This window comes from Streptomyces sp. NPDC127119, assembly GCF_042677425.1.
GTDB lineage: Bacteria > Actinomycetota > Actinomycetes > Streptomycetales > Streptomycetaceae > Streptomyces.
The window spans coordinates 77,969-91,594 of the sequence record NZ_JBHXTO010000010.1 but is presented as its reverse complement, the minus strand read 5'-3'; the positions used below and the strand labels follow the sequence as shown (position 1 = coordinate 91,594).

Here is a 13,626-nt window from a genome sequence, read left to right as displayed (position 1 = left end):
TCAGTCCGACGTGCCGAGCGTCTGGCCGCCCGCCGGGCGGAGCGCCGACGCGCCGCCCGGCGCGGTGCCATGGTGGCGCTGGCCACCGCCGTCGTCGCGGCCGGCACCGTGACGGGGGTGATGTCCGCGCTGGACGACGGCCGTGGCGGCGACGAGGCGCGACCCGACGTGACCGGCACACCGTTCCTGCAGCCCCTGCCCTACAGGCCCACCCCTTCGTCCTCGTCGGCTTCCGGCTCCCCGTCGCCCTCGGCGTCCGCGTCCGCTTCGAAGGCGAGGCCCGGCCCGACGCCGTCGAAGTCCGCGGCGACGAAGCCGAGGACCGAGCCCGCGTCCGTGCGGCTGTACCGCCACGGCGACTCGCAGGTCCTGGACTGGGTCCGGGCCAACCCCGACGACCCGCGCCGCCCGGTCATCGAGTCCCGGATAGCCGACCGTCCCGCCGCGGTCTGGTTCGCGGACTACACGCCGTCGAACATCACCGCCCGCGTCAGGGCGGTCACTTCGGCCGGGGCCGCGAAGGGCGGCGTGCCCGTCGTCGTCCCGTACGCGATACCGGACCGCGACTGCGGCGGGGCCTCGCAGGGCGGCGCGCCCGACCTCGGTGCGTACGACGGGTGGATCGAGAAGATCGCGGCGGGCCTCGGCAGCCGTGAGGTCGTGGTGATCCTGGAGCCCGACGCGATCGCCCAGTCGGACTGTCTCTCCGAGGGGCAACGGACGGCCCGTTTCCACGCGTTGGCCCGCGCGGGCCGGGTTCTGAAGGCCGCGAATCCGAACGCGCGGGTCTACTTCGACGCGGGTCACTCGGACTGGAACTCGCCGCAGAAGCAGGCCGGGCTGCTGCGCCGGGCCGGTGCCGCGTCCGCCGCCTCCTCGGACGGGATCTTCAGCAATGTCTCCAACTTCAACCGCACGGGCGACGAGGTCGCGTACGTCCGCCGGACCCTCGACGCGCTCGGCGGCCCCGCGAGTCTGGGCGCCGTCATCGACACCAGCCGCAACGGCAACGGCGCCCCGGCCGACGGCGAGTGGTGCGATCCCGCGGGCCGCGCACTGGGACAGGCGCCGACCCTGAGCACCGGGGAGGCCAGGATCGACGCCTATCTGTGGGTGAAGCTGCCGGGCGAGTCCGACGGCTGCCGGGGTACGCCGGGGACGTTCACACCGGACTACGCCTACGACTTGGCGCGCTGACCGTCCGCCGGGCCGGAGCCGGCCTCGGGGCCGCCTTCGGAGCTGTAGGAGGACGTGCCCTCGTCCAGCAGCGGTTCCTGCGACTTGAGGTGCGCGGGGGCCAGCGCCCGCAGCGCGTGGTAGCCGGTGATGACGACGAGCGTGCCGAGCGCGATACCGCTCAGCGAGAAGGTGTCGGTGAACTTCATCGTGACGTCGCCGACGCCGATGATGATGCCCGCCGCGGCCGGCACCAGGTTCAGCGGATTGCGCAGGTCCACCCCGGCGTTGAGCCAGATCTGCGCGCCGAGCAGGCCGATCATGCCGTACAGGATGACGGTGATCCCGCCGAGCACCCCGCCGGGGACGGCCGCCACGACCGCGCCGAACTTGGGGCAGAGGCCGAAGAGGAGCGCGAAGCCGGCGGCGGCCCAGTAGGCGGCCGTGGAGTAGACCCGGGTCGCCGCCATGACGCCGATGTTCTCGGAGTACGTGGTGTTGGGCGGCCCGCCGACGGCGGTGGAGAGCATCGAGCCGACCCCGTCCGCGGAGATCGCGGTGCCCAGCTTGTCGTCCAGCGAGTCGCCGGTCATCTCACCGACGGCCTTCACATGGCCCGCGTTCTCCGCGACGAGCGCGATGACGACGGGCAGGGCCACCAGGATCGCCGACCAGTCGAAGGCCGGGCCGTGGAAGGCCGGCAGCCCGATCCAGTCCGCCGAGCCGACCCCGGAGAGGTCGAGCCGCCAGTGGTCGGTGACCTTGCCGCTCGCGTCGGCCGAGTGGATCCGGCCGAGGGCGAGGTCGAAGAGCCACGAGATGCCGTACCCGAAGACCAGGCCGAGGAAGATCGCGATGCGGGACCAGAAACCGCGCAGGCACACCACCGCAAGGCCGGTGAACAGCATCACGAGCAGCGCCGTCCACTGGTCCTGCGGCCAGTACGTGGCGGCGGTGACCGGGGCCAGGTTGAAGCCGATCAGCATGACGACCGCGCCCGTCACGATGGGCGGCATCGCGGCATGGATGATCCGCGCCCCGAACCGCCGCACCGCGAGTCCGACCAGGAACAGCGCGACGCCCACGACGAACACGGCACCGGTCACGGTCGCGCTGGATCCGCCCTGCGCGCGGATCACCGCGGCGACGCCCACGAAGGAGAGCGAGCAGCCCAGGTAGCTGGGCACCCGGCCGCGGGTCGCGAGCAGGAAGATCACCGTCGAGACGCCCGACATCATGATCGCGAGGTTCGGGTCAAGGCCCATGAGGACCGGCGCGACGAAGGACGCCCCGAACATCGCCACCACGTGCTGGGCGCCGAGGCCGGCCGTCCGTGGCCACGAGAGCCGTTCGTCGGGGCGGACGACCGCTCCGGGTGCGGGCGTGCGCCCGTCACCGTGCAGTTTCCAGCGCACGCCGAGGTCCATGGTGGGTATCCGCTTTCTCTGCACCCCGGACGCCTGTCCGGGATTCCTTACGTGAAGATCAGCGCCATGGTAGGGGTGAGCCGGGGGAGCGGCCGGTTCAGGGCCGCGAATCCGGAACCTTCGCGTCCGCCACCTCGCCGCGCGCGCCCGGGACCTGGGCACTCGACGTACGGCCACTGGTCCGCAGGACACCGGCGAACGCGGCGAGCCCGAAGGCCAGTACGGTCACCAGCACGAAGGACGTCACCAGGCTCGTCGCGTCCGCAACGGTTCCGATGGCGGACGGCGCGATCAGCCCCGAGGTGTACGTGATGGTGGCGACGCCCGCGATGGCCTGGGCCGGGTTGGGGCCGCTGCGGCCCGCCGCGGCGAAGCAGAGCGGTACGACCACGGCTATGCCGAGGCCCAGCAGCGCGAAGCCGGTCATGGCCAGGACCGCGTTCTGCGCCAGTACGACGAGCAGGGCGCCGGCGGTGGCGAGGAGCCCGCTGACCCGTACGGTGCGCACCGGGCCGAACCGGTCCACCACCGCGTCCCCGGCGAGCCGCGCGACCGCCATGGTCAGGGTGAAGGCGGTCGTGCACGCGGCCGCGAGTCCCGCCGAGGTGCCGATGACGTCCCGCAGATAGACCGCCGACCAGTCCAGGCTCGCCCCCTCCGCGAACACCGCGCAGAACCCGATCGCGCCGATGAGCAGCGCCGACCTGGGGGGCAGCGCGAAACGCGGGGGCGCCTCCTCGTCCTCGGTGGCGCGCAGGTCCAGTACGCCCTGGCAGGCGACCGTGCCGAGGACGGTGAGGACCACCGCCGCGAGCGCGTGGTGCAGCCGGGCGTCCGTGCCCAGGTGCGCGGCGAGCGTTCCGCCGGCCGAGCCGATCAGGGCGCCCGCGCTCCACATGCCGTGCAGGCCGGACATGATCGACTTGTCCAGCCGGTTCTCGACCTCGACGCCCAGGGCGTTCATCGCCACGTCGGCCATGCCGGCCGTCGCCCCGTACACGAAGAGGGTCAGGCACAGGGTGAGCAGGTTCGGGGCGAGTGCGGGGAGGGCGAGGGCGAGCGTCCACAGCGCCATCAGTCCGCGCAGGGCGGTGCGGGCGCCGAAGCGGTGGCTGACACTGCCCGCGAGCGGCATCGCCAGGGAGGCGCCGATGGCGGGGAAGGCGAGGGCCAGGCCGAGCTGGCCCGCGCTCACCGAGGCGTGGTCCTGGATCCACGGGACGCGGGTCGCGAACGAGCCGGTGACGGCGCCGTGCACGGCGAACACCGCCGCCACGGCGTACCGGGAGCGCTTCACCTCGCGCCGGTCGTAGACCACTTCGCTCATTCTCCCGGCCCCTGTCTGTCGACCCCAGCAGTCGTCCGTGGTCTCTCCACTCTGCGGCCGTAAACTATCAGGCACCCTGCCTGATAGATAGATTGTTTTTGCGCCCGCCGCAGACGTCCGTATCGATCTGGAAGGATCCCGGCATGCCCGCATCACCGAGTACCGCCCGGGCCATCAACGACCGGCTCGCCCTGCGGCTGCTGCAGCAGGAAGGTCCTCTGACGGCAGGGCAGTTGAAGAAACTCACCGGACTGTCCCGGCCCTCGGTCGCCGACCTGGTGGAACGCCTCGCGGAGGCCGGGCTGATCGGCGTGGTCGGGGAGTCCGGCGAACAGCGGCGCGGCCCGAACGCCCGGCTGTACGGGATCGTCGCCGACCGGGCCCACCTCGCGGCCCTCGATGTGCGCACCGAGGGCGTGGCCGTGGTCGTCGCGGACCTGCTGGGCTCGGTCCTGGCCGAGGCGTCGGTGCCGATCGCGGACGAGACGGACACCGGGCCCGCGGTCGAGCAGGCGGTCGCGCTGGTCGAGCGCACGGCGAAGGAGGCGGGCGTCGAGCGGCTGCACACCGTCGGCGTGGGGGCTCCCGGGCTGATCGACCCCGCGACCGGTGAACTGCGCGACTCCACGGGGCTGCCCGAATGGCACCGGCGCCTTGCCGCGGCCCTTCAGGAGCGGTTCCAGGCCCGGGTCGTCGTCGAGAACGAGACGAACCTCGCGGCGCTGGCCGAGCAGCGTGACGGGGCCGCGCGGGACCGCGACACCTTCGTGCTGCTCTGGCTCGGGCACGGGATCGGGGCCGCGGTGGTCCTGGACGGGGTGCTGCGGCGAGGTGCGTCCGGGGGGACGGGGGAGATCGGCTTCCTGCCGGTGCCGGGTACGGGCGGGATGCCGTCCGCCACGGGGTGCGAGGGCGGGTTCCACTCACTCGTGGGGGCGGCGGCCATCGCCGAACTGGCGCGTGGGTACGGGGTGGTGGCCTCCGCCGTGGAGCATGAGCCGGATGCGGCGGCGTTGGTGCGGGAGGCGGTTGTGCGCTCGCGGACTCCGGCGCCCGGTGCCGTGCCGGCCTCGGCATCCGGCTCCGCGCCGGTCCCCGAGACCGAAGGGGTAGTGGATTCGCCTGCGGGGAGTGGGGGTGGGCCGCGCCGTTCCCCGCGCCCCTTCGGGGGCGCCGACCCGCGCCGATCCCCATCCGCCTCGGGGTCGCGCCCCCTGACGGGTGGTGCCTCGGGGTTTCTTGACGAGTTGGCCGATCGTGTCGCTCTGGGGGCCGCTTCCGTCATCGCCGTGCTCGATCCGGGGTGTGTCGTCCTGTCCGGGGAGATCGGGCGGGCCGGTGGGGAGGCGCTCGCGGCGCGGGTGCGGGAGCGGCTCGCGCGGATGACTCCGCTGCCCACCGAGGTGCGGGCCGGGGCCCTGGGTGGCGGGGCCGTGCTGCGCGGTGCCCTGCTGGTGGCCCGGGACGGCGCCCAGGACGAGCTGTTCGCGCCTCCGGAGCGCTGAACCCGGGCCCGTGATGGGGAACGGAGACCCGGCGGCGGGGCAAGGGCCTCCGTCACCGCCGCCGGGTCGATCTGGGGCGGGTCGGCGTACGCGACCCGGTGAGGCGCCGGTGCACGCTGACCCTAGAGAGGACTAGACCAAAGCGTCAATAGGTATGGACCACCAGGGAGACGCCCTGATCACGGAGAAGTTGATCAGAGCCTGGTGCCTCACGGGTGTCCCGTGAAGTCCATCGGTACACCTTGTGAGCCACCCCACAGAATTCACCCGCTTGGGCGTCGATCAGGCGTGGCACACTGAGTCTGTACCAGAAGCAGCGCACTCCGGGGTCGGTGAAAGTCCGAACCGGCGGTTACAGTCCGCGACCCGGTCGCTTCCAGCGGCCGGTTGACCAGGTGAAATTCCTGGACCGACGGTTAAAGTCCGGATGGGAGGCAGTGCGCGGCGGGCGGGCATTCGTGCGCGCCGCCGTCTGTTTCGACGTGTCCCACGGGCACGTCGTCCTAGGCGGCGTCGCCCCCGGTGTTCCCGCTCGTTTCACATCTGTCGTCATCGACAGGCCCCGGAGTCCGTGCCCTATGAGGCAGGAGGACCCGGGAAGTGTTCACCGGAATCGTCGAAGAGCTGGGTGAAGTCACCGCCGTCGAGAATCTCGGCGATGCCTCACGTTTCCGACTGCGTGGCCCTGTGGTCACCGAAGGTGCACGTCACGGGGACTCCATCGCCGTCAACGGCGTCTGTCTGACGGTCGTCGACCACGAGGACGGCGAGTTCACCGCCGACGTCATGGCGGAGACCCTGGACCGTTCCAGCCTCGGCGCCCTCACCGTCGGCTCCCGCGTCAACCTCGAACGGCCCATGGCCGTGGGCGAGCGGCTCGGCGGGCACATCGTGCAGGGCCATGTGGACGGCACGGGCGAGGTCATCGAGCGCAAGCCGTCCGAGAACTGGGAGATCGTGAAGATCTCGCTGCCCGCGGACCTCTCGCGCTACGTCGTGGAGAAGGGCTCCATCACCGTCGACGGCATCAGCCTGACCGTCGTCGACGCCGGCCCCGACTTCTTCACCGTCAGCCTCATCCCGACCACCCTCGACCTGACCACGCTGGGCCGCAAGCAGCCCGGCGACCCGGTCAACCTCGAGGTCGACGTGATCGCCAAGTACGTCGAGCGGCTGCTCGGTCCGCAGGGGCAGCGACCTGTGGCCCTGCCCGGCACCGAGGGAGCGACACGGTGAACTGGCTCAACTCCGAGGCGTTCACGCTCTTCGGCCAGCACATCAAGTGGGCCGACATGATCGGCAACGTGATCGGTCTGATCGGCCTCGCCCTCGGGTGGCGCCGCTCCATCTGGACCTGGCCCGTCCAGTTCCTGTCCGGCGCGATCCTTCTCGTCGCCTTCGCCACCGCCCATCTTTCGGGCAGCGCGGGCAAGCAGCTGGTGGTCATGGCCGTCGCGGTGTGGGGCTACTGGCAGTGGAACCGCGGCAGGGGCGGCGCGCAGGACGGCTCCATCGCCGTCCGGTTCGCCACCTGGCGCGAACGGGCGTACCTGCTCGGCGCCGCGGCCGTCGGCACCGTAGCGGTCGCGAGCCTGTTCACCGCGTACCCGTCGCTGTCCTGGGACCCGTGGCCCGACGCCTACATATTCGTCGGCACGGTCGTCGCGATGTACGCCCAGGCGCGCGGCATGGTCGAGTTCTGGTTCGCCTGGCTGCTCGTCGACCTGGTGGGCGTGCCGCTCAACTTCGCCAACGGCTTCGCGTTCTCCGGATTCGTCTACATCATCTACGGCGCGCTCGTCCTGTGGGGCATGCGCGACTGGTGGCTGCGCTCCCGCAAGGCCGGGCAGCCCGTCCTGGAAGGAGCCCCGGCATGACGACAACGCCGGTTTGGTACAGCACGGGTCATGACGAGGACGCCTCGGACTTCTCCCTCGACCCGGTCGAGAAGGCCATCGCGGACATCGCCGCGGGCCGCCCGGTCGTGGTCGTCGACGACGAGGACCGCGAGAACGAGGGCGACCTCGTCATCGCCGCCGAGAAGGCGACCCCCGAGATCATCGCCTTCATGATGAGCGAGTGCCGCGGTCTGATCTGCGCGCCCATGGAAGGCGACGAACTCGACCGCCTCCAGCTGCCGCAGATGGTCGAGAACAACACCGAGTCGATGCGTACCGCCTTCACGGTCTCGGTCGACGCGGGCCCCGCCTCCGGCGTGACCACCGGCATCTCCGCCACCGACCGCGCCACCACCCTGCGGCTGCTCGCGGGAGGGCAGGCGGGGGCGGCCGACTTCGTACGCCCCGGCCACATCTTCCCGCTGCGCGCCAAGCCCGGCGGTGTGCTCGTCCGCAACGGCCACACCGAGGCCGCCGTCGACCTCGCGCGGCTCGCGGGCCTGCGGCCGGCCGGCGCCATCGTCGAGATCGCCGGTGAGGACGGGCGGATGCTGCGCCTGCCCGAGCTGATCCCGTTCGCCCGCAAGCACGGGCTGACGATCATCTCCATCGAGGACCTGATCGCCTACCGCCGCACCGCCGAGCCCACGGTCCGCCGCGAGGCCAAGACGCAACTTCCCACCGCCTTCGGTGAGTTCACGGCGTACGGCTACCGCTCCACCGTCGACGGCGTCGAGCACGTGGCGCTGGTCCACGGCGAGATCGGCGACGGCGAGGACGTCGTCGTGCGCATCCACTCCGAATGCCTCACCGGGGACGTCTTCCACTCCCTGCGCTGCGACTGCGGCCCCCAGCTCGAAGCCTCCCTGCAGCGCATCCAGGCCGAGGGCCGCGGGGTCGTCGTCTACCTCCGCGGCCACGAGGGGCGCGGCATCGGGCTGCTGTCCAAGCTGCGCGCGTACGAGCTCCAGGAGCGCGGCCGGGACACCCTGGACGCCAACCTCGAACTCGGCCTGCCCGCCGACGCCCGCGACTACGCGGCCGGGGCCCAGATCCTTGAGGACCTCGGGGTGCGCAGCCTGCGGCTGATGACCAACAACCCCGACAAGACCGCCGCGCTCGTCCGGCACGGCCTCAAGGTCACCGAGCGCGAGCCGATGCCCGTGACGGCGGGCGAGCACAACCTCCGGTACCTGCGCACCAAGCGGGACCGGATGGGGCACGACCTGCCCTGGCTGGACACGACCACCGTGTCCGCCTGCGGCAATCAGTGACCCGTAACCAGTAGCCAGTAGTAGCCAGTTCAGTAGTTGGTTCAGTAGTCGGCAACGGCACAGCACTGCACGAGGAGACACAGACGTGAGCGGCAAGGGCGCACCCGAACTGTCCGTACGCAACTGCGGTGACCTGCGGGTCGCCGTCATCGCGGCACAGTGGCACGAGAAGGTCATGGACGGACTCGTCGACGGCGCGCTGCGCGCCCTGCACGAGCTGGGCATCGACGAGCCGACCCTCCTGCGCGTCCCCGGCAGCTTCGAGCTGCCGGTCGTCGCGAAGGTCCTCGCGGGCCGCGGCTACGACGCGATCGTCGCGCTCGGCGTCGTCATCCGCGGCGGCACCCCGCACTTCGAGTACGTGTGCCAGGGCGTCACCCAGGGCCTCACCCAGGTCTCCGTCGAGACCGGGGTCCCCATCGGCTTCGGCGTGCTGACCGTCGACACCGAGGAGCAGGCCCTGGACCGCGCGGGCATCGAGGGCTCGAACGAGGACAAGGGGCACGAGGCGGTGACCGCGGCCGTGGCGACCGCGGCCACCCTGCGCTCGGTATCCGAACCCTGGCGCTGACGTAGGCCCGCGACCGCGTAGGGTGAGGACCACCATGTCCAAGAAGACTTTCGAGGAGCTCTTCACCGAGCTCCAGCACAAGGCAGCCACCGGCGACCCCGCCACCTCCCGCACCGCGGAACTGGTCGGCAAGGGGGTCCATGCCATCGGCAAGAAGGTCGTCGAAGAGGCCGCCGAGGTCTGGATGGCCGCGGAGCACGAGGGCAAGGAAGCAGCCGCCGAGGAGATCTCGCAGCTGCTCTACCACGTCCAGGTGATGATGGTCGCCCGCGGCATCAGCCTGGACGACGTGTACGCCCACCTCTGAGCCGCCTCCGCGCCCTCGCGCCGACACCCGTATCCGCAACCGCACCCGCACCGCACGAACGAAGGAAGCCGACCTCATGCTGCGCATCGCCGTCCCCAACAAGGGTTCCCTGTCAGGCCCCGCGGGGGAGATGCTGCATGAGGCCGGCTACCAGCAGCGCCGGGAGGCCAAGGAGCTGCGGATCGTCGACCCGGAGAACGAGGTCGAGTTCTTCTACCTCCGCCCCCGCGACATCGCGATCTACGTCTCCTCCGGCCGCCTCGACATCGGCATCACCGGCCGCGACCTGCTGATCGACTCCGCGGCCGACGCGGAGGAGATCCTGCCCCTCGGCTTCGCCCGCTCCACCTTCCGCTTCGCCACCAAGCCCGGCACGGCCGAGGCCCTCGACGACCTCGCGGGCAAGACCGTCGCCACCTCGTACGAGGGCATCGTCGCGAAGTACCTCGCCGACCAGGGCGTCGACGCGGCCGTCGTGCACCTCGACGGCGCCGTCGAGACGGCCATCGAACTCGGCGTCGCCGAGGTCATCGCGGACGTCGTCGAGACCGGCACCTCGCTGCGCAACGCGGGCCTCGAGGTCTTCGGCGACCCGATCATGAAGTCCGAGGCGGTCGTCATCCGCCGCACCGGCGCGGAGACCACCGGGGACGCCGAACCCAAGGTCCAGCAGTTCCTGCGCCGCCTCCAGGGCGTCCTCGTCGCGCGGACCTACGTGATGATGGACTACGACTGCCGCGTCGAGCAGCTGGAGAAGGCCGTCGCACTCACCCCGGGCCTGGAGTCGCCGACCGTCTCGCCGCTCCACAACGAGGGCTGGGTCGCCGTACGGGCCATGGTCCCGTCCAAGGAGGCCCAGCGGATCATGGACGACCTGTACGAGATCGGCGCGCGGGCCATCCTGACCACGGCCATCCACGCCTGCCGCCTCTGACTCCGAGGATCAGCTTCACCATGCCGGACACCACCGAGCCGCCCGCCCTCCCCGTGACCTTCAGCCCCGGGCGCACCCGGGCCGTACTGCTGACCGCCGGTGCCACGATCTTTGTGGTCATCACCACGGTCGCGCTGCTGCTCGAAAAGCTCGGACCGGGGGAGCGGCTCAGCTTCGTCTTCACCGCGGCGCTGCTCTTCGGCGTACTCGTGCTGCTCGCCCGCCCCAAGGTCGTCGCGGACGAGTCCGGGGTCACCGTCGTCAACATCGCCAGCAGGCGACGGCTGGCCTGGGCGGAGATCCTGCAGGTCAACCTCCGTCCAGGAGACCCCTGGGTCTTTCTGAACCTCAGCGACGGCACCAGCCTGCCCGTGCTCGGCATCCAGCCGGGCATCGCCAAACAGCACGCCATCAGCGACGCCCGCGCACTGCGCGCCCTCGCCGAGGCCCGCTCCCTCGGAGAGCCGGACGGGCCGTCCGACGGACAGCACGACGAACATCACGGCTGACTCTCGGCCTTCCACCCTGCCGTACGGGCCCATGTCTTGATTAATCTGTTGGCGGAGGCGTTTTCGTTGCGCCTCCGCCGCTGACTTCCCCCCGGAACTCAGCGGCCCCCTGCTATTCGAGGAGTGACTCCCTCCAGCGATGGACGGATCGTCCTGTAGTACCTGCGCCGCCCCCTCCCGACCCATCGAGGCGGCGGCATGACCATCCCCCTGCTGCTCCTCGGGGCGGCGTTCCTTTTGATCCTCGCCAACGGCTTCTTCGTGGCGGCCGAGTTCGGCCTCGTCACGGTGGAGCGCGCCGACGCCGAGAAGGCGGCGGCCGAAGGCGACCGACGGGCCGGCACCGTCGTCAGCTCCCTCAAGGAACTCTCCTTCCAGCTCTCCGGCACCCAGCTCGGCATCACCATCACCTCGCTGGTCGTCGGCATGCTCGCCGAACCGGCCCTCGCCGAGCTGCTGAACGGGCCCTTCACCGCCGTCGGCATCCCCGAGGGCGCCGTGTCCGGTGTCGCCGTGGTCGTCGGCATGCTGCTGGCCTCGGCCGTGCAGATGGTGATCGGCGAACTCGTGCCCAAGAACTGGGCGGTGTCCAGGCCCCTGCAGGTCGCGCGGTTCGTCGCGGGCCCGCAGCACGTCTTCTCGACCCTGTTCCGGCCGGTGATCGCCGCCCTGAACTCCGTCGCCAACCGGCTCGTACGTGCTCTGGGCGTCGAGCCCACGGCGGAGCTGGCCTCCGCGCGCACACCCGGCGAGCTGGTCTCCCTGGCCCGGCACTCGGCGCAGGCCGGCGCGCTGGAGCAGGACACCGCGGACCTGTTCGTACGCACCCTGTCGCTGGCCGACCTCACCGCGCAGCACGTCATGACCCCGCGGGTGAAGGTCAGCGCCCTCCAGTCCTCCGCGACCGCCGAGGACGTCGTCAACCTCACCCGCGCCACCGGCCTCTCCCGCTTCCCCGTCTACCGGGAGCGGATCGACGAGATCGTCGGCATGGTGCACCTCAAGGACGCCCTCGCGGTGCCCTCGCACGACCGGCTGCGGATGCCCGTCACCCGGATCGCCCAGGCCCCGCTGCTCGTCCCGGAGACCCTGCCCGTGCAGCCCCTCCTGGAGCGGCTGCGCAACGAGCAGCCCATCGCCGTCGTCGTCGACGAGTACGGCGGCACGGCCGGGGTCGTCACCCTGGAGGACATCGTCGAGGAGCTCGTCGGCGAGGTCCGCGACGAGCACGACGGGCAGGACGTGCCGGAACTCGCCGTCGCGCCGCCCGAGGACGGCCGGCCCGCCTGGGACGCCGACGGCAGCTGCCGCGTCGACATCCTCCGGCGCATCGGCCTGGAAGCCCCCGAGGGCCCGTACGAGACGGTCGCCGGCCTCGTCGCCGACCTGCTCGGACGCATCCCGGCGCCCGGCGACCGGGCCGAGCTGCCCGGCTGGCGCCTCTCGGTGCGCCAGGTCGGCCACTACCGCGCGGAGCGGGTCAGGCTGGTCAGAACGGCCGAGGCCGGGACCACGCCCGTCTCCCCTCCCGCGTCCGCCCCTGTTTCCGTCTCCGCGGCGGAGGCCGTCCGATGAGCGTGCTCCAACTCTTCTTCGCCGGCCTGCTCGTGCTCGCCAACGGCTTCTTCGTCGGTGCCGAGTTCGCCCTGGTCTCCGTACGGCGCAGCCAGATCGAACCGCTCGGCACGGCACGGGCCCGGCAGGTCATGTACGGCCTGGAGAACCTGCCGCACATGATGGCCGCCGCGCAGTTCGGCATCACCATGTGCTCACTGACCCTGGGCGCGGTCGCCGAACCCACCGTGGCGCACCTCCTGGAGCCGGTCTTCCACGCCGTGCACCTGCCCGAGGGCATGATCCACCCGCTCGGGTACGTCATAGCGCTCGCCGCGGTCGTCTTCCTCCACCTGGTGGTCGGCGAGATGCTGCCGAAGAACCTGGCGATGGCCGCCCCCGAGAAGACCGCGCTGTGGCTCAGCCCCGGCCTGGTCGCCTTCGCCCGGCTGTGCAAGCCGGTCACCGTGGGCCTCGGTGCCTGCGCCCGCGTCATCCTGAAGCTCTTCGGTGTCGAGCCCAGGGACGAGGTCGAGGCGGTCTTCACCAGCGAGCAGCTCAACCGGCTCGTCGAGGACGCGGGACAGGCCGGTCTGCTCGACCCCGGGGAGCAGGAGCGCCTGGAGGACGCGCTGGAACTGGGCTCGCGCCCGGTCACGGACGTCCTCCTGGACCGCGAGTCGCTGATCAGCGTGGGCCCCTCGGTCACACCGGGCCAGGTCGTCGCCCTCACCGCCCGCACCGGCTTCTCACGGTTCCCGGTGGTCGCGGAGAACGGCGCCTTCATGGGCTACCTGCACGTGAAGGACGTACTCGACCTGGAGGAGTCCGAGCGGGCGGTGCCGCAGCAGGTCTGGCGGCCCATGACCACGCTCAGCGCCGAACTCCCGCTCGACGACGCCCTGACCGTGATGCGCCGCGCCGCGACGCACCTGGCCCAGGTCGCCGACCCGTCGGGCCGGGTCCTGGGCCTGGTCGCCCTGGAGGACGTCCTGGAACTCCTGGTCGGCGAGGTCCGCGACCCGGCACACCGGGACCGCCCGGCGGCACGCGTGGCCGAGCCCCGCTCGGGCCACACGGAACCGGCGGAACCCCCACAACAGGCCCTGGCCAGCTGACACAGCCGACCCGCGCCCCCACTGCT

13 protein-coding genes and 1 riboswitch are annotated in these 13,626 nt (G+C 71.6%); of the genes, 11 read left to right on the top strand and 2 right to left on the bottom strand.

Annotated elements, in window-relative coordinates:
* Window positions 1-69: 69 nt before the first annotated feature.
* Complete coding sequence (locus ACFVH5_RS07845) at window positions 70-1,197, top strand: glycoside hydrolase family 6 protein (protein ID WP_385832688.1); 1,128 nt, start codon at window positions 70-72, stop codon at window positions 1,195-1,197.
* Here the strand turns inward: ACFVH5_RS07845 and ACFVH5_RS07840 are convergent.
* Together ACFVH5_RS07840 and ACFVH5_RS07835 are read right to left on the bottom strand one after the other, a co-directional pair.
* Window positions 1,179-2,603: a uracil-xanthine permease family protein gene (locus ACFVH5_RS07840; RefSeq protein ID WP_385832668.1), complete on the bottom strand. Its 1,425-nt coding sequence runs from the start codon at window positions 2,601-2,603 to the stop codon at window positions 1,179-1,181. The genes ACFVH5_RS07845 and ACFVH5_RS07840 overlap by 19 nt on opposite strands.
* Before the next feature lie 97 nt (window positions 2,604-2,700).
* Window positions 2,701-3,930, bottom strand: coding sequence for an MFS transporter (locus tag ACFVH5_RS07835; protein WP_385832667.1), 1,230 nt, complete (start codon window positions 3,928-3,930; stop codon window positions 2,701-2,703).
* A 143-nt stretch (window positions 3,931-4,073) separates the two neighbouring features.
* Here ACFVH5_RS07835 and ACFVH5_RS07830 point away from each other — a divergent pair, with 143 nt between their 5' ends.
* The 10 genes from ACFVH5_RS07830 to ACFVH5_RS07785 all read left to right on the top strand — a co-directional run bounded on the left by ACFVH5_RS07830 (window position 4,074) and on the right by ACFVH5_RS07785 (window position 13,600).
* Window positions 4,074-5,435: an ROK family transcriptional regulator gene (locus tag ACFVH5_RS07830; RefSeq protein ID WP_385832666.1), complete on the top strand. Its 1,362-nt coding sequence runs from the start codon at window positions 4,074-4,076 to the stop codon at window positions 5,433-5,435.
* Between the two features lie 314 nt (window positions 5,436-5,749).
* A riboswitch (FMN riboswitch) is annotated at window positions 5,750-5,880 on the top strand.
* A 155-nt stretch (window positions 5,881-6,035) separates the two neighbouring features.
* The gene (locus ACFVH5_RS07825) at window positions 6,036-6,671 is read left to right on the top strand and encodes a riboflavin synthase (protein WP_385832665.1); all 636 of its coding nucleotides are present in this window, start codon (window positions 6,036-6,038) and stop codon (window positions 6,669-6,671) included.
* Window positions 6,668-7,312 carry a nicotinamide mononucleotide transporter family protein gene (locus ACFVH5_RS07820; protein ID WP_107019640.1) on the top strand — a complete coding sequence of 215 codons (645 nt, stop codon included), beginning with the start codon at window positions 6,668-6,670 and terminating at the stop codon, window positions 7,310-7,312. Before ACFVH5_RS07825 ends, ACFVH5_RS07820 begins: the two co-directional genes overlap by 4 nt.
* A complete protein-coding gene (locus ACFVH5_RS07815; RefSeq protein ID WP_385832664.1) occupies window positions 7,309-8,607 on the top strand; it encodes a bifunctional 3,4-dihydroxy-2-butanone-4-phosphate synthase/GTP cyclohydrolase II in 1,299 nt (432 codons plus the stop codon). Before ACFVH5_RS07820 ends, ACFVH5_RS07815 begins: the two co-directional genes overlap by 4 nt.
* Before the next feature lie 85 nt (window positions 8,608-8,692).
* Window positions 8,693-9,178: a 6,7-dimethyl-8-ribityllumazine synthase gene (gene ribH, locus ACFVH5_RS07810; RefSeq protein ID WP_189772856.1), complete on the top strand. Its 486-nt coding sequence runs from the start codon at window positions 8,693-8,695 to the stop codon at window positions 9,176-9,178.
* A 34-nt stretch (window positions 9,179-9,212) separates the two neighbouring features.
* On the top strand, window positions 9,213-9,485 hold the full coding sequence (locus ACFVH5_RS07805) for a phosphoribosyl-ATP diphosphatase (protein ID WP_107019637.1): 273 nt from the start codon (window positions 9,213-9,215) through the stop codon (window positions 9,483-9,485).
* 76 nt (window positions 9,486-9,561) lie between these two features.
* Complete coding sequence (gene hisG / locus ACFVH5_RS07800; protein ID WP_385832662.1) at window positions 9,562-10,419, top strand: ATP phosphoribosyltransferase; 858 nt, start codon at window positions 9,562-9,564, stop codon at window positions 10,417-10,419.
* 20 nt (window positions 10,420-10,439) lie between these two features.
* Entirely contained in the window at window positions 10,440-10,928 is a 489-nt protein-coding gene (locus tag ACFVH5_RS07795) for a PH domain-containing protein (protein ID WP_385832661.1), read from the top strand.
* Window positions 10,929-11,126: 198 nt separating this feature from the next.
* Complete coding sequence (locus ACFVH5_RS07790) at window positions 11,127-12,503, top strand: hemolysin family protein (protein ID WP_385832660.1); 1,377 nt, start codon at window positions 11,127-11,129, stop codon at window positions 12,501-12,503.
* On the top strand, window positions 12,500-13,600 hold the full coding sequence (locus tag ACFVH5_RS07785; RefSeq protein WP_385832659.1) for a hemolysin family protein: 1,101 nt from the start codon (window positions 12,500-12,502) through the stop codon (window positions 13,598-13,600). The genes ACFVH5_RS07790 and ACFVH5_RS07785 overlap by 4 nt, the downstream gene beginning before the upstream one ends.
* The last annotated feature ends 26 nt before the right edge of the window (window positions 13,601-13,626 follow it).